This window comes from Croceicoccus gelatinilyticus, from assembly GCF_018398395.1.
Lineage (GTDB): Bacteria > Pseudomonadota > Alphaproteobacteria > Sphingomonadales > Sphingomonadaceae > Croceicoccus > Croceicoccus gelatinilyticus.
Genome location: NZ_JAHCBF010000003.1, coordinates 244990 through 270038 on the forward strand (window position 1 = coordinate 244990; position 25049 = coordinate 270038).

Consider the following 25049-nt stretch of genomic DNA (forward strand, 5'->3'; position numbering starts at 1 on the left):
GCTTCGGGCTGCTGCAACAAGAGAGTGCATGACGCGATGGCCAGTGCTGCCGCTCCGACCGCCCAGACCGGTGATTTTGCCCGCGCCCGCCGCGCGATGATCGACAGCCAGCTGCGGACCAGCGGCATCAACGAGCCTTACCTGCTCGATGCCATTGCCCGCGTGCCGCGCGAAGATTTTGTGCCCGCATCGGCTCGCGCCGTTGCCTACAACGATCGCCAGATCCCGCTTGGTGGGGGCCGCGTGATGACGGCACCGCTCAGCCAGGCACGCCTCCTGCTCGAAGCAAAGCCTGCGCAAACCGACAAGGTCCTGCTGATCGGCGGCGGCTCGGGCTATCTCGCTGCCATTCTTGCCCCGCTCGTCGCATCGCTCGACGTGGTGGAAAGCGACGATGCGCTTGCCGCGATGGCATCGGTGAAGGCCGGTGACTGGCATAGCGGCGATCTTGCCGCTGGCTGGAAGAAAGGCGCGCCTTTCGACCTGATCATCATTGATGGCGCCGCAGAACAGATTCCCGCCGCTATCGCCAAGCAGATGGCCGAAGACGGCCGCATGGTCACCGGCACCGTCACGCGCGGCGTGACTCGCATTGCCGTGGGCCGCCGCGTCGACAAGTCGGTCGTGCTGGACGACGTTGCCGATATCTCGATGCCCGTTCTTGCCGACTTCGCCGCACCGAAGGGCTGGAGCTTCTGATGAAGGCTCGCACTGGCGCCGCGCTTCTTGCCGGCGCCGCCCTTCTTGCTCCCGCATCGGCGTGGGCCGATACGCTCGAAGAAGCGCTCGCGCTTGCCTATCAGACCAATCCGACGATTCAGGCCGCCCGCGCCGACTTGCGCGCGACGGACGAAAACGTACCGATCGAAAAGTCCGACGGCCTTCCCAGCATCGGCGGCAATGCGCAGTACACCGAAGTCCTGAAGCAGAGCGACAACAGCTTCAATTCACCCAGCCGCTATCTCAATGCCGGGGTAGAGCTATCGGTCCCGGTCTATTCGGGCGGCGGCGTCAAGAATTCGATCCGCGCGGCGAAACAGCGTGTTCAGGCAGGGCGTGCCGACCTGAAGGCAACCGAATCCGGCGTCTTCAGCCAGGTCGTGGCCGCCTACATGGACGTTATCCGCGATTCCGCAGTGGTGCAGCTCAACAAGCAGAACGTCGATACGCTGGACGTGAACCTGCAGGCGACGCGCGACAGGTTCGAGATCGGCGACCTCACCCGTACCGACGTTGCCCAGTCCGATTCGCGCCTTGCCTTGGCGCAAAGCGATTACCTGACCGCGCAGTCGAACCTCATCGGCAGCCGCGAACGCTATATCCAGCTTGTCGGCAAGGCGCCGGTAAATCTGCAAGCACCGCCGCCCCTGCCGGGTCTTCCGTCCAGCCCGGAAGAGGCCGTGGCGGTGGCGCTGGCCAACAATCCCGACCTCATTGCAGCACGCGAACGCAGCGAAGCGGCGCGCTATGACATCGAAGTCGCCGGTTCCACGCGCCTGCCGCGGGTCGAGCTTTTCACCAGCGGCGGATATACCGACTATTTCGGCACGCTTGGCGGCAATGCGCGCGACGTAGAACAGACCGAAACGACGGCGCAGGCAGGGGCCCGCCTTACCGTTCCGATCTTCCAGGGTGGCTTCCCCGCCGCGCTCGAACGGCAAGCCCAGGCCCGCGCCCAGTCGACCATGGAAACCGAGATCGCGATCGAACGCGACGTGATCGCACAGACCCGCGCCTCCTACACGGCGTGGCTGGCCGCGAACGAAGTGATCGAGGCGACGACGACCGCCGTTTCCGCCGCTTCGCTCAGCCTCGAAGGCGTGCGGGCGGAAAACACGGTCGGCAATCGCACGATTCTCGACATCCTCGATGCCGAACGCGAATTGCTGTCGGCGCAGGTCCAGCTCGTGACTGCGCAGCGTAATGCCTATGTCGCCGGGTTCAGCCTTCTGGCCGCGATGGGCATGGCAGAGGCGGAGGACCTCAATCTCGACGTTGGCCCGCTCTACGATCCGCTCGTCAACTATGACAGCGTAAAGGGCGCGATCTTCGACTGGCGCTTTGAGCCGGACCCCGAACCGGTCTCTACCCGCACCGTTGACACACCGGCGCAAGACGCAGACATTCCGAACCTGTAAGGGTCGGGTCGTAGTTTGGCTCTTGGACAGGAGCGACGTGTGAACAAGGATGGGGAACCGTCGGTCGAAGATATCCTTCGGTCGATCAAGCAGGTAATTTCCCGCGAGGATGAAGGCGCGCAGCAGGGCGGTGAGCCCGTAGCTGCGCCCAGTTTCGGTAACGGCCCGTTCGCCCGCCGCGACAGCTTTACCCGCCCGACATCCATGCCCACTCCGGCCAATGCGTCCGAGGAGGCAGATGCCGAGGACGTCTACGATCTCGGTGCACTGCCCGACGGCGAAGCACCCTCGGAACCGGAGGCCGTGGCGCCCGAGGAAACCGTCGCCCTTCCCGCCGGCTTTCAGGTCCATCGTTATGAGACGCCTGCCCCTTCCGCCAGCGAAGAGGATGAGGAAGAGCCGCTGACGCTGTCCTCCCCGTTCGTGTCGGACGAGGAAGAAGATGAGCCTGAAGTCGAAATCGAATTCGAAGCGGAGTTCGAGGAAGAGGAAACAGCCGTCGCTGCAGAGCCTGAGCATGTTGTAGATCCGGAACCGACACCCGAACCGCAACCCAGCGGCAACGAGGGCCTCCTTGCAGGAGCCGCCGCAGCAGCAGTCCGCGCCCAGCTTTCCGCGCTCGACAATCTCTCGGCCTCGGCGCCGAAAGCTGCGCCTGCTGCCAACCCGCTTGAGGACATGGTCCGCGAAATGCTTCGCCCGATGCTGAAGGACTGGCTCGACGCCAACCTGCAGGGCATCATCGAACGCATGGTTCAGGACGAGATCGCCCGCATCACCGGACGCCGCTGATCCCATGGCCAGAATCGCCGGTCCTGACCTCCTCGCACGCGCGCGCGCCGAACTGGGCGTCATGGGCGGCGGAGAGGCTTTTTCCCGCCACATCTTCCTCTGCGCCGATCAGACGAAGCCCAAGTGCTGCCCGAAGAAGGCAGGGCTGGAATCGTGGGACTACCTGAAAACCCGCCTCGCCGAACTCGGCCTCGACCGTGCGGGCGGGGTCATGCGCACCAAGGCCAACTGCCTGCGCCTATGTGTCGCGGGGCCGCTGGCGGTCGTTTATCCCGAAGGCGTCTGGTACCACTCGTGCAGCCCCGACGTGCTGGAAGAGATTATCCAGAAGCACCTCGTCGGGGGAGAGCCGGTGGAAGAATACCGGCTGACCGTGCCGGAAGAGGCAGACCAGACCTAGTCGATCTCGTCCCAGGCGTCTTTGGCCTGATCGCCCAGCCTGTCATCGATCGCTTCGTCGTGGCCGGTCCCGCTCGACAGGAAGACAAGTCCCATGAGTGCCGCCATCAGCATCATCGCCGCCGTCACGCCAAGCGCGGTCGCGATATAGAGGTGGATCGAGACCATCCCGTTGCGCCAATAGAGAAAGCCCAGCGACAGCACGACGGCAACGCTGGTAATGCCGAACATCAGCTTCATCAGCCAGCGATAGCGCGCCCATGCGTAGGCAGCGTTTTCCGGGTCGTCGAGGGGTGATCTGGGGGCCATGACGGGCCTCACATGGACCTGATGCGGCCCGCTGGCAAGTCGGCGACTCTTGTGGCACCATGCGTGGCGCAGTGCCGCTGCGACGGGCGGTGGCCAGCGCAGGAGAGACGCACCATGAGCATTGCGAGGATCATCGCCGGACGAGACTTCGAGATTGTCACCTGCAAGGCCGCGACCAAAGTCAGCGAGGCGGTCGAACTGCTCACCGAACGCCGGATCGGCGCCATGCCCGTGACCGACGACGAAGGCCGCGTGATCGGCGTCTTTTCCGAACGCGATGTGATCCGCTGCCTGAAAGCGCATGGCGGAGAGGCGCTGAACCTCGACATGGAAAAGGTGATGACCTCGCCTGCCGTGACGGTCAGCCCGGACACTTCGGAAAACCAGGCCCTGGCGCTCATGACCCGCCGCCGTATTCGCCACTTGCCGGTCGTCGAAGACGGCAAGATGGTCGATTTCGTCTCCATCGGCGACCTCGTCAAATCGCGCATCGATTCCATCGAATCCGAAGCGCAGGCGATGCGGGAATACATCCACAGCGTCTGACGGCCATGCCTGCGCCGCCTTGCCCCAAGGCGCGGCACATCCTATCTCGACAGGCATGGAACAGCCCATCGACCTGAGCCCGTCCGCCGCCAAGCGCGTGGCGACGATTGCCGCCAAGCAAGGACGTGACGCCGCGCTGCGTCTGGCCGTCGAAGGTGGTGGCTGTTCCGGGTTCCAGTACCGTTTCGACCTTGCCGGTGAGATCGAGGGCGATGACATCGTCGTCGAACGCGACGGGGTGAAGCTCGTCGTCGATTCGGTCAGTCTCGATCTGGTGCGCGGCAGCATCGTGGATTTCGTGGAATCGCTGGGCGGTGCCTCGTTCCAGGTGTCGAACCCCAACGCGGCCGCGGGCTGCGGCTGCGGTTCCAGCTTCTCGATCTGATTTTCGGTTCGAGGGGGACGGCAATGCGCATCGCGAGCTTCAACATCAACGGCGTGAAGGCACGCCTGCCGCGCCTGCTTGAATGGCTGAATGAAACGAAGCCCGACGTCGCCTGCCTGCAGGAAATCAAGTCGAGCGACGAGACTTTCCCGGGCGATGCCTTCCACGAAGTCGGCTATCGCGCGATCTGGCACGGACAGAAGGGCTTCAACGGTGTAGCCATCCTGCGCCGTGGGGAAGAGCCTGCGCACGAAGTTCTGCGCGGCCTTCCCGGTGACGATGAGGACACGCACTCCCGCTATATCGAGGCGGACGTGAACGGCGTGCGCGTGGTGTGCATCTACCTGCCCAACGGCAATCCGGTGCCGGGGCCCAAGTTCGACTACAAATTGAACTGGATGAAGCGTCTGCGCACGCGCATGTCGCAGCTTCTGGCGGAAGAGATTCCTGCAGTCGTCATCGGCGACTATAACGTGATCCCCGAAGACAAGGACGTCTGGTCGCCCAAGGCTATGGCATCCGATGCCCTGATGCAGCCGGAATCGCGCGATGCCTATTTCCGTTTGATCAATGACGGGTGGACAGACGCGATCGACCTGCATCACCCGCGCGGCGGCATGTGGACCTTCTGGGACTATCAGGCCGGTGCGTGGCAGCGCGATCATGGCTTCCGCATCGACCATGCGCTGCTGTCGCCGAAGCTGGCCGACAGGCTGGTCGCAACAGGCATCGACCGCGAATATCGCGGCCGGGAAAAGGCCAGCGACCACGTTCCCGTCTGGGTCGAAGTCACCGACTGATCGGTTTTCCAGGGTTCTGAAATAACGAAAGGCCGCCGGATGGGGGGATCCGGCGGCCTTTCCGCTTCCGCGCGCGTTTGGGGGGGACGCGCTTCAGCGATCTGATACTACCGGCTTAGCGGTAGAAGATGTGGTTATCGATCTGGGCCAACCGGGTCAGCTTGTTCTTCCAGCGGGGCGACACATAGTTCGCGTGGAAGAACAGGGCGCCCTCGGCCTGGCTTTCCCATGCATTATCGCGAGCGATCACGGCCAGCTTCTTGGCACGCTGCCAAGCGCGGCTGCCGGTGTTGATCGCGGGCATACGGCCACCGCGCACGAACGAGAACTGCGAACGCTGATAGACAACGCCGCAATAGCTCGACGGGAAGCGGCTGGATTCGGCGCGGGCGATGATCACGCGGCCAACGGCCAGTTGCCCTGCCAGCGGTTCGCCCTTCGATTCGAAATAGATCGCCCCGGCGAGGCAGCGCATCTGTTCGTCGAGAGTGTCGGGAACCGGCGAGGCGGCGACCAGTTCACGAAGCGACGATGCAGTCTGCGGCGCGACTTCCGGCTTTTCGGGAAGCGGCTGCACGACAGGCTGCGAAATGAAAGCAGGCGCGGCTTCCCCGGATACGGCAGCGTCTTCGACCTGCGTATCAACGGCGGATTCCGCCTGTGCATCTTCTTGGACGGAGACTTCGACGGGCCCTGCCACGTCGCTGTCTGCAAATGCGCTGGACCCGTCCGTTCCCAGCAGTATGACCCCGAGGGTCGCGACCAGCGAAAGAACGCTGGCGCCCTTAACCTTGCGGCTCATCGATGTTCTATCGAGTGCGGTTAACGTCCTGTCGCAGCGCTTTCGAAGGAACGGCGGTCGATCCCGACAACCTTTTGTGTGTTCCTTGAAACGGCGCTGCCGGCCGTTCCCCGTCTGCGCGCTTGATCAGGCGTGCCTTAATGCACGCGCGATCTGCCTACGCCCGTCAATCGCGCGCCATGTGCGATTGTGGCGGAAAAGTGTCAACACCGGTAACCAAGACGTTAATCCATTCCCGGGATGAACTGTTGCGCATTTGCGACATCCAGTTCCACGACCCAGCAATCGGGATCCTGCGCGCCGCGCCTGTCGACGTAGTCATTGAAATCAAATGGTTTTTCGGGGTCAGAGCGCCTGCTTTCGGCCCATTTTCGGCCACCCGACAGGTCTGGCATACGCTCGTAAAGTATTGAATCCCCGCCTCTTTCGCAAATAACGACAAGAAGGGAACCAGAATCCGATTCACCCTTTTTGAGTACTGTCGCAAAGCCTCCTGCAACCTCTACCGCGCGAATCATGGCCGTCACTTCAAGCCGAGTCGGCAAACGCGCGTCCATCGCGGTGCCTTATTTGCCTTCGGGCACGCGATATCCCGCAAGACCCGAAAGCTTGATCTGCGATCGCATGAAGGTGCCGGTGCCGCGGCCCACTTCCTCGCCTTCTTCATCGACCAGGCGCGCTTCACCGATCAATACGCGGCGGCGGCCCGAGATCCACTTACCTTCCGCGATGACGCGCCCGCCCTTGATGGGCCGCGCGAAGTGCAGGTTGAACGAGGTGGTGAGAAGGAAGCGGTCGGACACCATCGTGTTCGCCGCATAAAACGACGCATCGTCCAGCATCTTGAAGTAGATCGTGCCATGCGCAGCCCCAGCGGCATGGAAAACGCTTTCATCGACATCAAATGTGATGCGCGAGAGCCCTTCGCCCACGATTTCCAGCTTCGATTTGAAGAGCGCGTTGACCGGCGCGGATGCATAAAGCGATTCCAGCGCGCGCCAGTGCATTTGCGCACCGCTTGCCGCCCCATCCCTATTTGCACTGTCGCCCATCGCTCGCCTTATATCCTGATCGTACCTGCCAACAGGAACGATCAGGCCGCGTCGCGCGTCGATTCGTTCGTCAGCAGGGCGTAGACTGCCTCGTCGTTCTGCGCTTCGGCAAGGCGGTCGCGCAAGCGGTCGTCGCGCATTATGCGCGAAATCGCGGCCAGCGCGTGAAGATGCGTCGCCCCCGAATTGTCCGGCGAAAGCAGGCCGAAGGCCACTTCGACCGGCAGGCCATCGGCAGAATCGAACGTGACAGCGGTCGAAAGGCGCAGCACGGCGCAGACCGGACGGCGCAGGCCAGGGATTCGGGCGTGCGGGATCGCGACGCCGCGACCGAAGCCCGTGCTTCCAAGGCGTTCGCGTTCTTCCAGCGCTTCCATCACGGAAACGGCGTCGAGATCGTAGACGGCGGCAAAGCGATCGGCGAGCGCCTGGAGCACTTCACCTTTCGACATGGCATTCGACGTCCCGACAGCAGCGGGATCGAGCAGATACAGCGCACTCATAATGTTTTCAGTTCTTCCAGCCTTACTATGGCCGCCCCACTTGTTTTCGAGCAGGTGCAGCCGGGCATCGGCAAAGCGCGGCTAGGCGCGAGGGCACACCCCGCGCCTGTCCGGCCCTTGCGAACTCTTCTCCCTGATTCGCAAACCGATCTACGTCCGCTCCTTCCATCGGGTGGAAGGCCCCTCGCGCCTAAACGGCACCAGCGGACAGAATTATGACGGTTCGACCCAGCCGATCGTGCCGTCGGAGCGGCGGTAAACCATATTATGCCGTCCGGTGCCAGCATTTTTGAAAAACAGCGCCGGAGTATCGCGCAAATCAAGCATCATCACCGCGTCCGAAACCGAAGTCTCGGGAATGTCGGTGCGAGTCTCGGCAATGATCGGCGGGGCATCAGTTTCGATGAGTTCTTCGCCATCATCTTCGAAATCGGGCGCAGCACCAAACACGGTGTAGGCCGCATCTTCTTCCTTGAGCGCGTGTTCTGCCTGCTCATGGCGATCTTTCAGGCGGCGCTTGTAGCGGCGCAGCTGCTTGTCGATCTTCTCGGCGGCCTTGTCGACGGCCTGGTGCGCGTCCTGCGCCTCGGCGTGGCCCTTGAGGATCAGGCCCTGCATCACGTGCGTGACGATATCGACGGTAAAGCTGTTATGCGGGCCCTTGCCCAGCGTGACTTGGGACGAGATCGCCCGGTTGAAGTACTTTTCTACGATTCCGTTGAGTCTGTCGGAGGCGTGTTCCTGAAGCGCTGCACCCGTCTCGACCTGGTGACCGGAAACGCGAATATCCATCGACAACTCCTATTCTTAGTCTTCTTTTTCATCCCCGTCGGGGAAGGAGCGTGGCGCCGATTGTGGTTCAGCCCGCGACCGCTCCTTCATTCCAGATGGGGTCTTTCAACGTCGCGATAAAGGCCTGGTGCCGCGCGATTTCGTCCGCGCTCGCCGCATGGGGACGAGCCGGTCTCAATTCGCGCCGGACGACGACCGTCTCGACTTCGATTGAAACTTCTTGTGCCGCAGCCTCGACCGCCAGCTCGAGCCCGATCTGCCGTCCGCCGGTCAGTTCGACGTAAAGCTGGGCGAGCAGGTCGGCGTCGAGCAGTGCGCCGTGCTTGGTACGGTGACTGCGATCGATGCCGTAACGGGTACACAGCGCGTCGAGCGAAAGCTTTGCGCCGGGGTGCTTCTTCTTCGCGATCTGCACGGTGTCGACCATGCGCGAGGTGCACACGATATCGTGCCCGCACATGCCGAGTTCGGCATTGATGAAGCCGAAATCGAAACCCGCATTGTGCGCGACCAGCGGCGAATCGCCGATGAATTCGAGGAACTCCGCCACTTTTTCGGCAAAGCGCGGCTTGTCAGACAGGAAGGCGGCGGAAAGTCCGTGCACGGCCTCTGCCTCTGCCGGCATGTCGCGGTCTGGATTGAAATATTGGTGGTAGACCCGGCCGGTGGCGACCCGGTTGACCATTTCGATGCAGCCGATTTCGACGAGACGGTCCCCGGTGCGGGGATCAAGGCCAGTGGTTTCGGTATCGAACACGATTTCGCGCATTTGAAAAACTATGCGCTTCACCCGCCCCGGTGGCAAGGGGAGATCGGCGTGCGGAACGAACCTTGCCCACCGCTGGTTCTGACAGGCAGATGCCTATCAAGCCTGCCCCCGACTTTTCATGGCTAAAGCCCGATCCCCACGGGATTTTCGTGGAGCCGTGCAATGCCTGGATCGACCCGTCGAAGCCGGTTGAGACCGCGCTCGTCACCCACGGGCACGCCGATCACGCGCGCGGCGGGCACGGAGCGGTCTTCGCGACTCGGGAAACACTGGCGATCATGAACTTGCGCTATGGCGGTGCGGGGCGCGAGGTGACGGTGCCGATGCGCGAGCCTGTGGAGCTGGGCTGCGGCGTTACCGCGACCTATTTCCCGGCGGGCCACGTTCTTGGCAGTGCGCAGATCCTGCTCGAGCACGCTGGCGAGCGGGTCGTCGTCACCGGCGACTACAAGCGCCGCCCCGATCCGACTTGCGAGCCGTTCGAGGTCGTGCCCTGCGACATCTTCATCACCGAGGCGACGTTCGGGCTGCCGGTCTTCAAGCACCCCCCGATCGCGGGCGAGATGCGCAAGTTGCTTGATGCACGCGAACAGCGGCCCGAAGGCTGCGTCGCAGTGGGAGCATATGCGCTCGGCAAGGCGCAGCGGGTGATCTGCGAACTGCGCCGCGCGGGTTATCACGACCCCATCTACCTCCACGGCGCGCTGGAGAAGATGTGCGGGCTCTATGAGGAACTGGGCGTTCCGCTTGGCGAATTGCGCAGCGCGACCGGCATCAGGAAAGACGAATTGAAGGGCGAGATCGTGCTCTGCCCGCCCTCTGCCCTCAACGACAGGTGGAGCAGACGGCTGCCCGATCCGGTGACCGCGATGGCGTCGGGCTGGATGCGCGTTCGTCAGCGGGCGCGGCAGCGCAATGTCGAACTGCCGCTCGTCATTTCCGATCATTGCGACTGGGACGAACTGACCCAGACGATCCGCGAGGTCGATCCGGCGGAAACATGGGTGACGCACGGGCGCGAGGAAGCATTGCTGCGCTGGTGCCAGCTGAACCAGCGCCGAGCCCGCGCGCTGGCGATGGTCGGATACGAGGATGAGGACGACTGATGCGCGCCTTCGCCACCCTCGTAGACCGGCTGACCTATACGCGCAGCCGCAATGCCAAGCTGGACCTCATCGCCGACTACTTGCGCACCACGCCCGACCCCGACCGTGGCTGGGCGCTGGCGGCGCTGACCGGCGCGCTCGATTTCCCGGCGGTGAAGTCGAGCACGATCCGCAATCTCCTGACCGAGCGGGTCGATCCGGTGCTCTATACCCTCTCGCGCGATTACGTCGGCGACACGGCGGAAACCGCCAGCCTGCTGTGGCCCGCCCCTGAAGGTGAAGCGCCGACGGACGAGCCCAGCCTGTCTGAAGTCGTCGACCTGCTGCGTGCCATGACGCGCGGTTCGGTGATGACCGAATTGCCGAAGCTGCTCGACCGGCTCGACGCCGACGGGCGCTATGCCCTGCTGAAATTCGCGACCGGCGCAATGCGGATCGGCGTTTCCGCCCGCCTTGCCCGTGTCGCCTTTGCGCAGTCGTTCGATGTGCCGGTCGATGAGGTCGAGGAATACTGGCACGGGGTCGAACCGCCCTACCCCACGTTGTTCGCATGGGCGGCGGACGGTGCAGAGCCGCCGCGCACCGACCTCGTCCCGCTGTTCCGCCCTTTCATGCTCGCCCACCCGCTCGACGAGACTGTCGTGACGATGGACGACTACGCGGCGGAATGGAAATGGGACGGCATCCGCGTACAGCTTGTCCACGTGAACGGCGAGACCCGCGTCTATTCCCGCAGCGGCGACGATATTTCGGCAACATTCCCCGAGATGGCCGAGGCGCTGGACTTTCCCGCCGTGCTCGACGGCGAACTGCTCGTGCGCGGGGCGCATCAGGGCGGCCCAAAAAATGAAAAGACGCAAGGCGGGGCGGCGAGTTTCAATGCGCTGCAACAGCGCCTTGGCCGCAAGACCGTGTCGAAAAAGATGCTGAAGGAGGCACCGGCTTTTATCCGGCTCTACGACGTGCTGCTCCGTGATGGCGAGGACTTGCGTGAACTGGGCTGGGCGCAGCGGCGTGAGCATCTCGAACTGCTGATGGACCGGCTCGACCCCGAGCGCTTCGACCTGTCCCGCCTGATCGAGGCCGGGAGTTTCGAGGACCTCGCCGCGATCCGCGAAGGCGCGCGCGACGATGCGATCGAGGGCGTCATGCTGAAGCGCCGCGATTCCCCCTACATCGCCGGACGCAAGGTCGGCCTGTGGTACAAGTGGAAGCGCGATCCGCTGCTGATCGACTGCGTGCTGATGTATGCCCAGCGCGGGTCGGGCAAGCGGTCGAGCTTCTATTCCGACTTCACCTTCGGCTGCTGGGACGGAGACCCCGACAAAGGGGCGGAGCTGCTTCCCGTCGGAAAGGCTTACTTCGGCTTCACCGATGACGAGCTGAAATGGCTCGACCGCCATGTCCGCCAGAACACCATCAACCGTTTCGGCCCGGTGCGGGAGACCGACAAGTCGCTCGTCCTCGAAGTGGCGTTCGATTCCGTACACGAAAGCAAACGCCACAAGTCCGGCCTTGCCATGCGCTTTCCCCGCATCAACCGCATCCGGCAGGACAAGCCCGCACACGAGGCGGACCGGATCGAGTCGCTGAAAGCGCTCGTGCGTGACTAGCGCGGGTAGAGATCGCCGCGCAGCGTACGGACGATGCGTTCAGAGGCACGGCCATCGCCGAAGACATCGCTCGGCTCTGGCATGGGCAGCGACAGCACCTCGTTCGCAGCCGTGGCGATCAGATCGCGGTCATGCCCCACCAGCCGCGCCACGCCTGCTCCGATGGCCTCCATCCGCTCCGTCACCTTGCGCAACACGAGCAGCGGGAGGCCCAGTGCGGTGGCTTCTTCTTGAACGCCGCCACTATCAGAGACGACCAGCCGCGATGCGCGCATCAGGCGCAGGAAGGTGAAATAGCCGACTGCGGGAATCAGCTCGATCCGCGGCATATCCGCCAGAAGTTCCCGCAAAATCGCGCTTTCGGCACGGGGATGAAGCGGCAAAACGATCCGCACATCGCGCCGCTCGGCCAGTGACAGCAGGCCATAAGCAATGGCCTTCAGGGCCGATGTATCATGCTCGCGCCGGTGCACGGTCGCGAGGACGAGGGCGTGGTTATCCGCCGCCGCAATATACCGATGCGCCTCCGCCCCTAACGAGGGATCGGCATCGAGCCGTGCGCAGGCCCAGTGCAGCGCGTCGACGACGGTGTTGCCGACGACCTCGATACTATCCTGCGCGATATTTTCGCTGAGCAATGCGTTGCGCGCCGCCTTGGTCGGCGCAAAGTGCCAGCGGGCCAGCGGCGTGACCAGCCGCCGGTATGCCTCTTCGGGAAAAGGCTGCGTGATGTCGGCAGAGCGCAGTCCCGCCTCGACATGGGCGACCGGAATGCGCCGGTGGAAAGCCGCCATCGCCCCGGCCAGCGTCGTTGCGGTATCGCCCTGCACGATCACGGCCTTCGGGCACTGGCGATCAAGCGCGGCACCGATCGTCTCGATCATGCCAGCCAAAAGCCGGTCGACACCGGGGCCGTGCGGCCTTTCCAGCAATTCGTCGGGAGTGATCCCCGCGATGGTGAGCAAGTCTCGGCCCAGATCGGCGTGCTGACCCGAATGGCAGAAGCTTGGCCGCAGGACAGGTTCGTCCTCCAGCGCCCGCATCACGGGCACAAGCTTGATGATTTCCGGACGCGTGCCGGCAATCGTCATGACTGACAAGGAATTACGACCCTTTTTCTACGACCCGGTGAAGCGTTACCCTCTGAAATCGTTTGATTTCAAGCGCTCACTTACATTTTTTGACAGGTATCAAAGACGCTTGGCTCTGCATGCTGGATTACGAGGCTCGCAGCAGTTCGATCCGTAAGGACCCACGAATGACCAATACACCGCGCACCCCTTATGAAGCGCTTGGCGGGGCAGAGACCTTCCGCCGTATCACCGACAGGTTCTATGACCTGATGGAAAGCGAAGCGGAATTTGCAGAGCTTCGCGCCATGCACGCGCCTGATCTAGCCCCGATGCGCGGCGCGCTGGCAAGCTTTCTGGGCGGATGGGCCGGCGGCCCGCGCGAATGGTTCGACGCCAATCCGGGCCGATGCATGTTCTCGGTCCACGGCGACTTCCCGATTTCGGCGGATACCGCAGGGCAGTGGGCTGACGCGATGGAACGCGCGATTGCCGAGGCCGAGATCGAGAACGCCGACCTTGCAGCGCAATTGTCGGAGCGGCTGACCACGATGGCGCGGGGCATGGCCAAAGTCCCCGCCTGACAGGTCAGCCGACCTTCAGCACTTTGTCCCGCGAAGTCGCGCCGCGCACCAGTTCGACGGTGCCGGGCGCAATACCCATCGCCTTGGCGACCAGCTTGATGACGGCCTTGTTGGCCTTCCCGTCTTCGGGAACGACAGTCACGCGGGCGCGCAGCTGACCATCCTCTACCATAAGCGCTTCGTGGCTGGCATTGGGCGTGACGCGGACGGGCAGGAGGCCGTCCGCATCGACAAGCGTGCGGATCGCCTCGGCCGGCGGCAGCGACGGTTTCGGTCGAGCCAAGATCAGCCCGCGATCGCCGCCGTGTGCGCCTTTCCGTTCTTCACGTAGTGCGCGACGCCTTCCTGCATGTCGGCAATCTGCGCATCGCCGAGATCGCGCATGAACTTCGCCGGACGCCCTGCCCAAAGCTGACGCGCACCGATGGTCTTGCCGCCGGTCAGCATGGCACCAGCCGCCAGCATCCCGTCGCTTTCGATTACCGCCCCGCTCATGACGATGGCGCCAAGTCCGACGAAAGCGCGGTCCTTCAGGTCGCAGCCGTGGACCATCGCCATGTGACCGATCAGGACATCCTCGCCGATGATCGTCGGCCAGCCAGCGGGGTTCGCCTCGTCAGGGCTGTCGCAATGGACGACCGAGCCGTCCTGGATGTTGGTGCGCGCGCCGATCCGGATGCGGTTCACGTCGGCGCGGATCACGCAGTTGTACCAGACGCTGACGTCGGGGCCGATCTCGACATCGCCGATGATCCGGCATCCGGGCGCGATGAAGGCGCTGTCGTGGATTTTCGGGGTCTTGCCGCCGAACGGAATGATCGAGACGCCGTCGGGTGCGGTCATGATGGGTTCCTTGCGCTTTCGTGTTTGGTGAAGGTCTATGAGACAGATGCGCCCACGTCCACGCCCGCAAGATTCAGAGCGTAAGCCGGAAAGTGACGTGCGCCTCCAGCGGCGAACCTGCCGGGACATGCGGATGGTCGAAGTCCATGCTCTCCACCCGTTCCATGCCCAACCGCCGCATCACGGCCTGACTACGATGGTTGAGCACAGAAGTGATCGCGTAGATCGGCTTGCCGGGATAGGTCTTCGCAGCGTGGTCGATCGTCGCGCGTGCAGCTTCGGTCGCATAGCCCTTGCCCCAGGTGTCCCAGGCCAGCCGCCAGCCGATTTCGACCTCACCCGCGATAGGGCCGACAGAGGTGCGGTACATACCGACAAAGCCGATGACACGCGCATCGCTCTTGCGCTCGCAGGCCCAGAAGGTGTGGCCCTGTTCCTGCGCGACTTTGTCCAGCCGCTCGATCAGTCCTGCCGTCTGCTCGCGAGTCATCAATGTGCCAAGAGTCGCCATGACCTTGGGGTCAGTGCCGAGCACGTGCATCGCGTCGATGTCGCCGTCGTCGCCGACTTTCCAGTCGCGCAGTCGCAAGCGTTCGGTTTCGATTTCCATCACCCTCTCTCCGGCCTTTGCATCGACCACACCATTGTCGGGTTTTCCTGTGGCGGATAGTCGGGATCGTCGTAGTCGAGGTCCTTGCGCCGCGCCATGCCCAGCCGCTGCATCACCCGCCACGACCCGCAATTGGCCTGCGACGTCTGCGCGTAGGCCACCTCCTGATCGAACCGGTCGAAGATCATCGCGACGACCGCTGCCGCCGCTTCGGTCGCGTAGCCCTGCCCGCGCGCATCGCTGCGAAGCTGGTAGCCGACTTCGAACGAACCGCGTAGTTCGTCGGGCGCGGTCTCGGCCATGACAGGGCCGGTACCGCAAGACCCGACCAAGGCCCCGTCCGACACCCGCTCGATGGCGAGAAACCCATGACCCTCGTGGTCCCATGTTTCCAAGAGGCGGGCAAAGGTCTCGCGCTCACGCTCGGGCGGCAGCTTGCCGCCGAGATGCTTGCGCACTTCCTCTGTGTTGAGATGCGCCTGCCAGTCCGCAAGGTCGTCCTCCCGCCACTTGCGCAGGACGAGCCTTTCGGTCCGGCAGATCGTGTCAGCCATTGAGCAGCCGGGCGGCGAGCGGCGCGTGATAGGTCAGAACCCCGCTCGCGCCCGCACGCTTGAACGACATCAGCGTTTCAAGAACCAGTGCTTCGCGCTCGCCCGCTCCGGCGGCGACCGCGGCCTCGATCATCGCGTATTCGCCGCTGACCTGGTAGGCATAGACCGGCACTTCGAAAGTCTCGTGCACGCGGCGCACGATGTCGAGATAGGGCAGGCCCGGCTTCACCATGACGCTGTCCGCACCTTCCTCGATATCCAGCTCTACCTCGCGCAGCGCCTCGCGCCCATTGGCGGGGTCCATCTGGTAGGTCTTCTTGTCGCCTTTCAGCAGCCCGCTCGATCCCACGGCATCGCGGAACGGGCCGTAGAACGCGCTCGCATACTTGGCGGCATAGGCCATGATCTGGACGTTGTGATGGCCCTGATCCTCCAGCGCATCGCGGATCACGCCGATGCGTCCGTCCATCATATCCGACGGGGCAACGATGTCCGCGCCTGCCGCAGCCTGCACAAGCGCCTGCCCGACAAGCGCATCGACCGTCGCATCGTTCGCAACATAGCCGTTATCGTCGAGCAGACCGTCCTGCCCGTGGCTGGTGTAAGGATCGAGCGCGACGTCGGTCAGCACGCCGAGATCGTCGCCGACCGCGTCCTTTATCGCCGAAATCGCGCGGCACATCAGGTTCTGCGGATTGTGCGCTTCAGTCCCCGTGTCGTTGCGAAGCTCGGCGGGCGTATTGGGGAACAGCGCGACGCATGGGATGCCCAGCGAAACCGCTTCCTTCGCCCGCGCCGCGATACCGTCGACCGACCAGCGCGAAACGCCGGGAAGCGAGCCGACAGGCTCTTCCACGCTGCTGCCTTCGGTAACGAAAAGAGGCCAGATCAGGTCTGCCGGAGTGAGGACGGTCTCGCGCAGCATGGCGCGGCTCCACGCGGTGGAGCGAGTGCGGCGCATGCGAAGGTTGGGATAGGTGCTCATGGCGCAGTCTCCTGCCCCTTCGCCCCTATCCAGCGCAAGTGGCTTGTCGCGTCAGGCCGCGTTGGAAAGGCGGTCGATCTCGCGCACGGGCTCTTCCGGTTGCTCGTTCTGCGGAGCAAGCGCTTCAAGGGCGGCGCCCGGCTTAACCGTCTTCAACTCGCGAAGGTGGGCGCGGAATTCCTGCAACTCGCTGCTCGAAAGCTGGGCGCGGACGACGAACTGGACCGACAGCGGGTCGATGTTCTTGCCGTTGCGGTACAGCTCGTAATGAAGGTGCGGACCCGTTGAAAGGCCGGTCGAGCCTGCGTAACCGATGACCTGTCCGCGCTTGACCCTTTGCCCGCGCGACACGGCAAAGCGTGACATGTGGGCATAACCCGACTGCAATCCGCTGCCGTGGCTGAGCTTGATGAAATTGCCATAGCCGCCGTTGCGACCTGCAAACGCGACAGTGCCGTCGGTCACCGCGTAGATCGGCTGTCCGGTGCGAGCGCGGAAGTCGACGCCCTTGTGCATCCGCTTGTAGCGCAGAATCGGGTGACGGCGCATGCCATAGCGCGACGTAATCGCACCGTTGGTAGGTGAAACGAGACCGGTGCGCAGCTCGCCTTGCCCGTTCGCGTCATAGAACTTGCCGTCCTTGCCCCAGCGCAGCATTTGCGCCTTGGCCGTGCCGCGGCGCGAAAGCCCCGCGAACTGGACGTCGCCCACTTCGACCTCGCCGGTCTCGGCACGCTTGTAGGCGATGATGATGTCGAAATCGTCGTCGGCCCCGACTTCGCGATCAAGGTCGATCGCCTCGTCCAGAGCCTTCAGGTACTGCTGCACCGCGCGGGCAGGAGCGCCTGCGGCACGGGCCGAACGATAGAGGCCCGAACCCACCTTGCCGGTAATGCGCAGCGGCGTGTCGTCGACGCGGATAACCCGCTTTTCGAGCGCGAGGGGCCCGCCTTCGCGGCCTACCGTCAGCTGCAGGTCGAACCGTGCGCGGAACGTCAGGTTTTCGAGAGGGCGCGGCTCACTGGGCGAAGTGCGGCGGCCAAGCGTCATCTGGAAACCGGTGCCGCTTTCTATGTCCTCAACCGGAAACGCGCCCGAAATCAGTTCCTCGGCCCGCGAGGCATCGCCTGCGCCAACGCCCGCACGGCGCAGCATGGCGGCAAGGGAATCGTCAGCCCCGAATGTCGCTGTCAGTTCGACGACCGGGCGTTCCGGCGCACTGGCCAACGGCACGACAAGGCGCGACGGCCCCATGCGGCGGCCCGTGTCCGCGCCCAGCGCGAGCGGGGTGATCATCTGGCTACGGTATTCGTCGCGTTCTTCCTCGGTCAGGTCGACGTCGGGCGCAGCCTGGACGGCGTTGAAATCAGGCCAAAGCGCTAGCGCCAGCGCGATGAGGACCAGCATGAAGGCAAGGCTGCGATACCAGCGCGGCGAACCGATGCCGGAACCAAGGTCGGAAACCCAGGGCTCCTCCGCCCCGTCCTTCAGGCCGAACTGGCGCAGCACGGTGCCGAGGTCGCGTTTTTCGACCTCTTCCGTCTTTCCGTCGTCCGGCTTGCCGATATGCGGTGCCTGCACCGCGCACCTCCTCGTCATGGGTCCGTATTCCTGGCGCTGAGGCGATCCACCCCCCCGCGCGCAGGACTGGTTAACGCGTTGGCGCAAATCGTGCCTTACGCAAAGTTGAAGAAGTGCTGCTTCCACAAGACCAAGCGACGAAATGCCGTTTTGCTGCGACGAATGACACGCTCCGATGCGCGCATGGCGGGTGATGAGCACGGCCCCATGCCTTGTCGCCCCGCCCCGCGACTGCCAAGTTGGGTCCTGTCATGAACCGCGCTGCCCCCGACAGCCGCACCGTCAAGGCCATGCTTGGCCCGACCAATACCGGCAAGACCCACCTCGCCGTCGAACGGCTCTGCGCGCATTCGAGCGGGCAAATAGGCTTTCCGCTGCGTCTTCTGGCGCGGGAGATCTATGACCGTGTCGTCGCCATCAAGGGGCCGGACCGCGTCGCGCTGATCACGGGCGAGGAACGGATCGATCCGCCCAATGCGCGCTGGAAGCTCTGCACGGTAGAAGCGATGGACCGCGACGCCGATGTCGCCTTCGTCGCGGTGGACGAAGCGCAACTGGGCGCGGACCGGGAACGCGGCCACGTCTTTACCGACCGGATGCTGAACGTACGGGGCCGCGAGGAGACGATGATCCTCGGCTCCTCCGCACTCATCCCGATGGTCGAGCAGCTCGTGCCCGAGGCCGAGATCATTACCCGCCCGCGTTTTTCGACGCTGACTCACGCAGGCAGTCTCAAGCTGTCCCGCCTGCCTCCGCGCAGCGCAGTCGTCGCGTTCAGCGCCGAGGAAGTCTACACCGTCGCCGAAATGCTGCGCCGGTTCCGCGGAGGGGCCGCCGTCGTCATGGGCGCGCTTTCGCCGCAGACCCGCAACAAGCAGGTCGAGATGTTCCAGTCGGGCGAGGTCGACTACATTGTCGCCACCGACGCCATCGGCATGGGCCTCAACCTCGATGTCGCCCACGTCGCATTCGCAGGGCTTGCCAAGTTCGACGGCCAGCGCCGCCGCCGGCTGACGATCGCCGAAATGGCCCAGATCGCGGGCCGCGCCGGTCGCCACCAGAAGGACGGCACATTCGGTACGCTGGCAGGTGAGCGCGGCGCGGAGTTTTCCGAAGAGGAAGTCCACGCGATCGAGGAACACATCTTCCCGCCGATCGAGAAGATGATGTGGCGCGATGCGCGGCCTCGCCTCGATTCGGTCGACGTGCTGATCGACGATCTGTCCGCCCCACCGAACGATCCGGCGCTTGCCCCCGCGCCCGAAGCGATCGACCTGGCCGTTGCGCGGATACTTTCCGAAAGCCCGAAGGTTCGTGAACGCGCCAAGGGCAAGGCGATGGTCGGACGGTTCTGGGATGCCTGCTCGCTCCCCGATTTCCGTTCTTTGGGCCCGGAAAACCACGCCCGCTTCGTCGCGAGGCTGTGGGATGACCTGTCCGAAGGAACGGGCCGACTGGGTCACGATTACGTCGCGGGCATGATCGCGCACCTTGACGATGCGCGCGGCGACATCGACACCTTGCAGGGACGGATTGCCGCGATCCGTTCATGGGCCTACATCGCGCAGCGTCCGGACTGGGTCCGCGACCGTGAGGACATGGCCGATCGGGCCCGCGCGGTCGAAGCAAAGCTTTCGGATGCCCTGCACCAGCGGTTGACCGAGCGGTTCGTGAACCGCCGCACCGCCGTATTGATGAAGAAACTGGGCGACACCGCACTTCTGCCGGTGACGCTTGGAGAAGGAGGAGCCGTGATGGTCGACGGCGAGGAAATCGGGAAACTCGAAGGCTTCCGCTTCGATGTCGATCCCCAGGCACGGCTTGAAACGCGGCGGCTGCTTCTGGCCGCGGCGGAAAAGCACTTGCCCGGTCTGCTGAACGAACGCGCGGACGCGCTGAAGGCAGATTGCGAGAATCGCGGTGAGGATCTCGCGTGGTCCGGCGATACGGTCAGCTGGCTGGGTCAGCCGGTGGCAAAGCTGGTTGCGGGCCGCCGCCTGCTCGAACCGCAGGTCAAGCTGGCGCCGGGCCTCAATACCCTCGACGCGCCGCTGCGCGCGAAGATCGAGAAAGCCGTGCAAGGCTGGCTCGATAGCGAGATCTCGGTCCGCCTGAAGCCGTTGGTGAAGCTGTCAAAGGCCGCCGAGGAAGCCGAGGCCGGTACCGAGCTTCGCGCACTCGCCATTGCCCTGCACGATGCGGGCGGTGCGGTTGCGCGCAAGGATAGCGGTGTCGGCAAGCTCGACACCGACAAGCGTTCGCACCTGCGCCGTCTGGGCGTTCAGGTCGGCGCGCTCGACGTTTTCGTACCCGCCATGGCCAAGGCCTCGACGCTCGAGGCATGGCGCGCGCTGGCCGAATTGAGCGGCATGAAGGTCCGCCCCGTTGCTGCCGAGATGCAGGCGATCCTGCCGGTCAAAGGCGCGCCGCCGCTGTTCTACCGCCGCGTCGGCCAGCAGAACGTACGCGTCGATCTGGCAGAACGGCTCGTCCACGCCGCCCACCAGCGCCGCGCCCGCTGGGCTGGCGAAGCACCGCAGCGCCGCCGCAAGGGCAAGGAAGGCGAAAAGCCCGCAGAGCCGGTGCGCTTCGCGCTCGACCCGTCGATGGCGCTTTCGATGGGGCTCAGCACGCAGACCTATACCGAACTGCTGCGCCAGGCGGGCTTCACCGCCCAGCCGCCCGCCGAACTTGCCGAAGGCGCGTTCGGCCCGCCCGAGCCGCCGCTGTGGCGCTGGCGTCCGCGCCGTGACGGTGCGCCGCGCGGCAATGACCAGAACCGTGGGGGTCGCAACGACAACCGCAAGGGCGGGCCCGGACGCAAAGGCCCGCGTGGTCGCCGCGAGCCGGAACCCAAAGTCGCCGAAGGCAATCCCTTCGCCTCGCTCGCCGAGCTTATCCGCTGATGTCGAGGCAGGTCGTTCCGGTGCGCGAGACGCGGCGGATCGACCGGCTATTATGGATGCTGCGCCTCACCCGCACGCGCGGGGCGGCGCAGGATCTCGTCTGCGAAGGCCATGTCCGCGTGAACGGGCGGCGCGTGCTACGCTGTTCGCAGGCGATCGCGGTCGGCGACATCGTCACCATGCCGCATGACGAGACGGTGCGGATCATCGAGATCCTCGACCTGCCCAGCCGCCGCGGACCGCCTGCCGAGGCGCTTGCGATGTTCCGCGACCATACGCCCGGCGCAAATGCAAGCGTTTCGCAAGAAGGCGAGGCGTCTTGACGAACCGGAACACCCTGCATAGCAGCGGCGTTAACGGCTCTAGCTTATGCCTGCCGCCCGGCGGGCCACGATAACACGGGGAAGCCACGCGAAATGACCTACGTCGTCACCGATGCCTGCATCAAATGCAAATACATGGACTGCGTGGAAGTCTGCCCGGTCGACTGCTTCTACGAGGGCGAGAACATGCTCGTCATCAATCCCAGCGAATGCATCGACTGCGGCGTCTGTGAACCCGAATGCCCGGCCGAAGCCATCCTGCCCGATACCGAGAACGGTCTCGAAAAGTGGCTTGAGCTGAACACCAAGTTCTCCGCCGAATGGCCGAACATCACGGCCGCCAAGGAAGCCCCCGCCGATGCCGACGAGCACAAGGGCGAGGAAGGCAAGTTCGAGAAGTACTTCTCGGCAGAGCCCGGCGAAGGCGATTAATCAGCCCTTGGCGGGGCGCGAGTCGCTCCGCCGCCGGTACCCCCGGCGACATGGCAAACAAGTCCCTGTGATCGCTTGTTGCGAGCGTTCGCAACAGGATTCGCATTTTCCGTCAGATTATGGTAAAACTCCACCCAAGCTGGTGGCGTAGTGCCGCCTGCTGCCGTCAGGAAAGGCGTAATTCCCGCGAGGTGTGCACAATTCGGGCCGTGATTTTCGGCACGAGGGACATTGCACTCCATCGTTGCGTGCCCCGCCCCCCGGGGTCGTTGCGAAACGCGGGACAATCCCGCCATAGAAAGGACAATGCATGACTGCCAAGGCTCCTGCCTTCGACGTCGGAGACTATGTCGTTTACCCCAAGCACGGTGTTGGCCGTGTGATCGAGCTGCAAAGCCAGGAAATCGCAGGCATGCAGCTGGAACTCTACGTTCTGCGGTTCGAGAAAGAGCGCATGACGCTCCGCGTGCCCGTCAACAAGGTCGAATCGATCGGCATGCGCAAGCTGTCGTCGGACAAGACCCTGCGTGAGGCGATGGACGTTCTGAAGTCGAAGCCCAAGGTAAAGCGCACCATGTGGTCGCGCCGCGCCCAGGAATACGAAGCGAAGATCAATTCGGGCGACCTCGTGTCGATCGCCGAAGTGACTCGCGACCTGTTCCGTGCCGACGATCAGCCGGAACAGTCCTATTCGGAACGCCAGATCTTCGAAGCCGCTTCCAGCCGCCTTGCGCGTGAACTGGCCGCGATGGAAAAGACCGACGAACCGGCCGCCCTCGCCAAGATCCTCGAGATCCTGAACGAGTACGCACCCAAGTACTACGAACAGACCGCCTGATTTTCACATCAAGCGACCTGATCGCGTGAAGAGGCCGCCGGGAAACCGGCGGCCTTTTCCGTTTGCGAGCCTGTACCGTTCGTCTGCCGTTCGTCGAAGCGAATAGCCTGCTGGTCGAGCGCTGCCTGCCCCACCCTTGCCGCTTCGCTTCCAGTTCTGTATTACCGTGTTAATACAGTTCAGGAGTAGACGATGTCCCGCAAGTTTCCTTTCGACACTCTCGGCAAGGCCATCGGCGCTGTCGCCGGGCTCGCACTGGGCGCCAGCCTTTCGGCCTGCAATGCAGAGAACATCTCTTTCGGCGGCAAGCAGGGCGTGCCGCTTTCGGAACTCGACATGAGCGGCGATCCGCCCGAATCCATCGCGCTGGCAGGGCCCGACACGGTCAAGCTGAGCGAAGGGCAGGAACTGGCGATCGAAGTCGAAGGCTCGCAAGCGATGAAGGACGCCATGCGCTTCCACATCGAAGGCAAGACGCTCGCCATCATGCGCAGCAAGGACGCCCCCGATAGCGAACGTGCGAGAGTCCTGGTCACGATGCCTGCGCCCAAGTCAGTCGTGATCGCAGGTTCGGGTACTCTCCAGGCCGAAAAGCTCGCCGAAAAGGCAGACGTGACCATCGCGGGTTCGGGCTCGGCCGAAACGAAGGACATCGCCGTCAGCGCGCTTGACGTGAACATCGTCGGTTCCGGCACGTATCGGGCCAGCGGCACGGCCGGTTCGCTCGATCTCAACATCGCGGGCAGCGGCGATGCCGATCTGGATGATCTCATGGTCGAAAAGGCCGATATTTCGATCGCAGGGTCGGGCCGCGGGGCATTCCGCTCTGACGGCAAGGTCGATGCCTCGATCATGGGTTCGGGCACCGTGAAAGTGAAAGGCCGCGCCACGTGCGAGGTTTCCTCGATGGGATCGGGCAAGCTGGTCTGCGAGGAAGCGTAAGAAAGACACAGGATGGCGCAGTTCATCACAGCGCCATCGTAAATCGGATACTCCTCATGACGGGATCACCGTCGTGGGGAGTTTTCGTATGCGCCTGAAGCTGGCCGTTCCAGTCCTGTTGTTATCCGCCACTGCCCTTTCGGGCTGTATCGCCAAGACCGCGCTGGACGTCGCCACTGCGCCCGTTCGCGTCGCAAGCAAGGCCGTCGACGTCGCAACGACCAGTCAGTCCGAGGCTGACGAAAAGCGCGGGCGCGAGATTCGCAAGCGCGAGGAACGCCTTGGCAAGCTGGAGCGGCAGTACGGCAAGGAAATGGCCGACTGCGAGGATGGCGATGCAAAGGCCTGCGCCGAAGCGCGCGCGACTTATGCCGAAATTCAGGAAATCCTGCCGACGATCCCTGTCGAACCCGACTAGGCTGCGGCGCGGGCGAGCCTGTCGTTGATGGCGACGCCGATGCCTTCGTGCGGAATCGGCACGACCGCGACACGCGGCTGCGGGGCCGCGCTAGCGGCGTGCAGCGCTGCGTAGAGCCGCGATGCGGCCTCGGCGAGATCGCCCGATGGCGACAGGTTGAAATCGCCACCGTCCGTACCGAAGCCGATGCGGAATTCGCCTTCCTGCGCGTCCAGCGCTTCAAGCCGGACCGGTTTGCCCGGCGCATAGTGGCTCGCAAGCTGGCCCGGTGCTTCGATACCCTTTGTGCTGCCAGCTATCGCAGGGCCGAGCACCGCTGCGATCTCCGCCTCGGTTACAGGGCCCGGTCGCAGGATTTGCCAGCCATTCTCGCGCACCGCGACGATTGTCGATTCGAGCCCGCGCTCAGTCTCCCCGCCGTCGAGCACCATTGGTATGCGCCCTTCCAGCGAACTTGCGACATGGGCTGCGCTAGTCGGACTGACGGCCCCGCTGCGATTGGCCGATGGTGCGGCAAGAGGTGCCGGTGCGGCAAGAAGGACCGCGCGCATGGTTTGATGGCTCGGCATCCTGAGCGCCACGGTTGAAAGCCCTGCGGTCACCGCTGGCGCCAAACCGGAATCGTCGCGTATCGGCAGGACCATCGTCAGCGAACCGGGCCAGAAGTGTTCAGCCAGCGTCCTCGCCCGATCGTCCAGATGCGCCAAACGCTCCGCCGCCAATAGATCCGGCACATGGACGATCAGCGGATTGAAATCGGGCCTGCCCTTGGCCTTGTAGATACCCGCGACCGCTGCGGCCAAGTCCGCTCTTGCCGCAAGGCCGTAGACCGTCTCAGTCGGTAACGCGACGCAGGCCCCCTCCCCCAGAAGGCGCACGGCCTCGGAAATACCCTCTTCGTCGGCAGGCAGCACGCGCGGCTGGGATGGATTGGCGTCGGTCATCTTGCGTCGCTAT

At 64.0% G+C, this 25049-nt stretch carries 31 protein-coding genes; 16 read left to right on the forward strand and 15 right to left on the reverse strand.

The annotated features are described in order from the left end of the window. Positions 1-36 precede the first annotated feature (36 nt). The 4 genes from KIH45_RS08575 (at position 37) to KIH45_RS08590 (ending at position 3330) form a co-directional block, all read left to right on the forward strand. On the forward strand, positions 37-699 hold the full coding sequence (locus KIH45_RS08575; protein WP_225899774.1) for a protein-L-isoaspartate O-methyltransferase family protein: 663 nt from the start codon (positions 37-39) through the stop codon (positions 697-699). Next, on the forward strand, positions 699-2138 hold the full coding sequence (locus tag KIH45_RS08580; RefSeq protein WP_213175589.1) for a TolC family outer membrane protein: 1440 nt from the start codon (positions 699-701) through the stop codon (positions 2136-2138). The genes KIH45_RS08575 and KIH45_RS08580 overlap by 1 nt, the downstream gene beginning before the upstream one ends. Positions 2139-2177: 39 nt before the next feature. After that, on the forward strand, positions 2178-2930 hold the full coding sequence (locus KIH45_RS08585; RefSeq protein WP_337925433.1) for a DUF2497 domain-containing protein: 753 nt from the start codon (positions 2178-2180) through the stop codon (positions 2928-2930). A 61-nt stretch (positions 2931-2991) separates the two neighbouring features. Beyond that, a complete protein-coding gene (locus KIH45_RS08590) occupies positions 2992-3330 on the forward strand; it encodes a (2Fe-2S) ferredoxin domain-containing protein (protein WP_213175741.1) in 339 nt (112 codons plus the stop codon). Here KIH45_RS08590 and KIH45_RS08595 read toward each other — a convergent pair. Continuing rightward, positions 3327-3638: a hypothetical protein gene (locus KIH45_RS08595; RefSeq protein WP_213175590.1), complete on the reverse strand. Its 312-nt coding sequence runs from the start codon at positions 3636-3638 to the stop codon at positions 3327-3329. The genes KIH45_RS08590 and KIH45_RS08595 overlap by 4 nt on opposite strands. A gap of 114 nt (positions 3639-3752) precedes the next feature. Between KIH45_RS08595 and KIH45_RS08600 the strand changes: the two genes are divergently transcribed. The 3 genes from KIH45_RS08600 to xth are packed head-to-tail and all read left to right on the forward strand — an operon-like array spanning position 3753 to position 5369. After that, the gene (locus tag KIH45_RS08600; RefSeq protein ID WP_213175591.1) at positions 3753-4184 is read left to right on the forward strand and encodes a CBS domain-containing protein; all 432 of its coding nucleotides are present in this window, start codon (positions 3753-3755) and stop codon (positions 4182-4184) included. Between the two features lie 55 nt (positions 4185-4239). Beyond that, a complete protein-coding gene (gene erpA, locus KIH45_RS08605; RefSeq protein ID WP_213175592.1) occupies positions 4240-4569 on the forward strand; it encodes an iron-sulfur cluster insertion protein ErpA in 330 nt (109 codons plus the stop codon). A 23-nt stretch (positions 4570-4592) separates the two neighbouring features. Further along, positions 4593-5369 carry an exodeoxyribonuclease III gene (xth, locus tag KIH45_RS08610; protein WP_213175593.1) on the forward strand — a complete coding sequence of 259 codons (777 nt, stop codon included), beginning with the start codon at positions 4593-4595 and terminating at the stop codon, positions 5367-5369. A gap of 115 nt (positions 5370-5484) precedes the next feature. Here the strand turns inward: xth and KIH45_RS08615 are convergent, their stop codons facing one another. The 6 genes from KIH45_RS08615 to dnaQ all read right to left on the reverse strand — a co-directional run bounded on the left by KIH45_RS08615 (position 5485) and on the right by dnaQ (position 9299). Further along, complete coding sequence (locus tag KIH45_RS08615) at positions 5485-6171, reverse strand: cell wall hydrolase (protein WP_213175594.1); 687 nt, start codon at positions 6169-6171, stop codon at positions 5485-5487. Between the two features lie 224 nt (positions 6172-6395). Then, positions 6396-6728, reverse strand: coding sequence for a DUF1491 family protein (locus tag KIH45_RS08620; RefSeq protein WP_213175595.1), 333 nt, complete (start codon positions 6726-6728; stop codon positions 6396-6398). Between the two features lie 9 nt (positions 6729-6737). Then, positions 6738-7223 (reverse strand): PaaI family thioesterase, encoded by a 486-nt coding sequence (locus KIH45_RS08625; protein ID WP_213175596.1) that lies wholly within the window; start codon positions 7221-7223, stop codon positions 6738-6740. A 41-nt stretch (positions 7224-7264) separates the two neighbouring features. Continuing rightward, on the reverse strand, positions 7265-7726 hold the full coding sequence (locus KIH45_RS08630; RefSeq protein ID WP_213175597.1) for a PTS sugar transporter subunit IIA: 462 nt from the start codon (positions 7724-7726) through the stop codon (positions 7265-7267). Positions 7727-7939: 213 nt separating this feature from the next. Continuing rightward, positions 7940-8518 carry a ribosome hibernation-promoting factor, HPF/YfiA family gene (gene hpf / locus KIH45_RS08635; RefSeq protein WP_213175598.1) on the reverse strand — a complete coding sequence of 193 codons (579 nt, stop codon included), beginning with the start codon at positions 8516-8518 and terminating at the stop codon, positions 7940-7942. A 67-nt stretch (positions 8519-8585) separates the two neighbouring features. Continuing rightward, the gene (dnaQ, locus tag KIH45_RS08640; protein WP_337925444.1) at positions 8586-9299 is read right to left on the reverse strand and encodes a DNA polymerase III subunit epsilon; all 714 of its coding nucleotides are present in this window, start codon (positions 9297-9299) and stop codon (positions 8586-8588) included. A gap of 77 nt (positions 9300-9376) precedes the next feature. On the opposite strand from dnaQ, the gene KIH45_RS08645 reads away from it, so the two are divergent. After that, positions 9377-10393: a ligase-associated DNA damage response exonuclease gene (locus tag KIH45_RS08645; protein WP_213175600.1), complete on the forward strand. Its 1017-nt coding sequence runs from the start codon at positions 9377-9379 to the stop codon at positions 10391-10393. Then, on the forward strand, positions 10393-12006 hold the full coding sequence (locus tag KIH45_RS08650; RefSeq protein ID WP_213175601.1) for a cisplatin damage response ATP-dependent DNA ligase: 1614 nt from the start codon (positions 10393-10395) through the stop codon (positions 12004-12006). Before KIH45_RS08645 ends, KIH45_RS08650 begins: the two co-directional genes overlap by 1 nt. Here KIH45_RS08650 and wecB read toward each other — a convergent pair. Beyond that, entirely contained in the window at positions 12003-13097 is a 1095-nt protein-coding gene (wecB, locus tag KIH45_RS08655; RefSeq protein WP_213175602.1) for a non-hydrolyzing UDP-N-acetylglucosamine 2-epimerase, read from the reverse strand. The genes KIH45_RS08650 and wecB overlap by 4 nt on opposite strands. Before the next feature lie 167 nt (positions 13098-13264). Here wecB and KIH45_RS08660 point away from each other — a divergent pair, with 167 nt between their 5' ends. Further along, positions 13265-13660: a group II truncated hemoglobin gene (locus KIH45_RS08660; RefSeq protein ID WP_213175603.1), complete on the forward strand. Its 396-nt coding sequence runs from the start codon at positions 13265-13267 to the stop codon at positions 13658-13660. 4 nt (positions 13661-13664) lie between these two features. Here the strand turns inward: KIH45_RS08660 and KIH45_RS08665 are convergent, their stop codons facing one another. The 6 genes from KIH45_RS08665 to KIH45_RS08690 all read right to left on the reverse strand — a co-directional run bounded on the left by KIH45_RS08665 (position 13665) and on the right by KIH45_RS08690 (position 18251). Next, positions 13665-13943: a DUF167 domain-containing protein gene (locus tag KIH45_RS08665; RefSeq protein WP_213175604.1), complete on the reverse strand. Its 279-nt coding sequence runs from the start codon at positions 13941-13943 to the stop codon at positions 13665-13667. 2 nt (positions 13944-13945) lie between these two features. Continuing rightward, positions 13946-14503, reverse strand: coding sequence for a gamma carbonic anhydrase family protein (locus KIH45_RS08670; RefSeq protein WP_213175605.1), 558 nt, complete (start codon positions 14501-14503; stop codon positions 13946-13948). Positions 14504-14576: 73 nt separating this feature from the next. Next, positions 14577-15113, reverse strand: coding sequence for a GNAT family N-acetyltransferase (locus KIH45_RS08675; RefSeq protein WP_213175606.1), 537 nt, complete (start codon positions 15111-15113; stop codon positions 14577-14579). Next, positions 15113-15667 (reverse strand): GNAT family N-acetyltransferase, encoded by a 555-nt coding sequence (locus tag KIH45_RS08680; protein ID WP_213175607.1) that lies wholly within the window; start codon positions 15665-15667, stop codon positions 15113-15115. The genes KIH45_RS08675 and KIH45_RS08680 overlap by 1 nt, the downstream gene beginning before the upstream one ends. After that, complete coding sequence (gene hemB / locus KIH45_RS08685) at positions 15660-16652, reverse strand: porphobilinogen synthase (RefSeq protein ID WP_213175608.1); 993 nt, start codon at positions 16650-16652, stop codon at positions 15660-15662. Before hemB ends, KIH45_RS08680 begins: the two co-directional genes overlap by 8 nt. Positions 16653-16703: 51 nt before the next feature. Beyond that, on the reverse strand, positions 16704-18251 hold the full coding sequence (locus tag KIH45_RS08690; protein WP_213175609.1) for a M23 family metallopeptidase: 1548 nt from the start codon (positions 18249-18251) through the stop codon (positions 16704-16706). A 233-nt stretch (positions 18252-18484) separates the two neighbouring features. Here KIH45_RS08690 and KIH45_RS08695 point away from each other — a divergent pair, with 233 nt between their 5' ends. From KIH45_RS08695 to KIH45_RS08720, 6 genes are all read left to right on the forward strand, one after another. Then, positions 18485-21139, forward strand: a complete 2655-nt coding sequence (locus tag KIH45_RS08695) for a helicase-related protein (protein WP_213175610.1) — start codon at positions 18485-18487, stop codon at positions 21137-21139. After that, positions 21139-21462 (forward strand): S4 domain-containing protein, encoded by a 324-nt coding sequence (locus KIH45_RS08700; RefSeq protein ID WP_213175611.1) that lies wholly within the window; start codon positions 21139-21141, stop codon positions 21460-21462. Before KIH45_RS08695 ends, KIH45_RS08700 begins: the two co-directional genes overlap by 1 nt. A 93-nt stretch (positions 21463-21555) precedes the next feature. After that, complete coding sequence (gene fdxA, locus KIH45_RS08705; protein ID WP_066764521.1) at positions 21556-21894, forward strand: ferredoxin FdxA; 339 nt, start codon at positions 21556-21558, stop codon at positions 21892-21894. Positions 21895-22204: 310 nt separating this feature from the next. Continuing rightward, the gene (locus KIH45_RS08710) at positions 22205-22732 is read left to right on the forward strand and encodes a CarD family transcriptional regulator (protein ID WP_213175612.1); all 528 of its coding nucleotides are present in this window, start codon (positions 22205-22207) and stop codon (positions 22730-22732) included. Between the two features lie 192 nt (positions 22733-22924). After that, on the forward strand, positions 22925-23674 hold the full coding sequence (locus KIH45_RS08715; protein WP_213175613.1) for a head GIN domain-containing protein: 750 nt from the start codon (positions 22925-22927) through the stop codon (positions 23672-23674). 88 nt (positions 23675-23762) lie between these two features. After that, positions 23763-24092, forward strand: a complete 330-nt coding sequence (locus tag KIH45_RS08720; RefSeq protein WP_213175614.1) for a hypothetical protein — start codon at positions 23763-23765, stop codon at positions 24090-24092. On the opposite strand, the gene KIH45_RS08725 is transcribed toward KIH45_RS08720, so the two are convergent. Then, the gene (locus KIH45_RS08725; RefSeq protein WP_213175615.1) at positions 24089-25036 is read right to left on the reverse strand and encodes an L-threonylcarbamoyladenylate synthase; all 948 of its coding nucleotides are present in this window, start codon (positions 25034-25036) and stop codon (positions 24089-24091) included. The two genes, KIH45_RS08720 and KIH45_RS08725, sit on opposite strands and share 4 nt — an antisense overlap. Positions 25037-25049 lie beyond the last annotated feature (13 nt).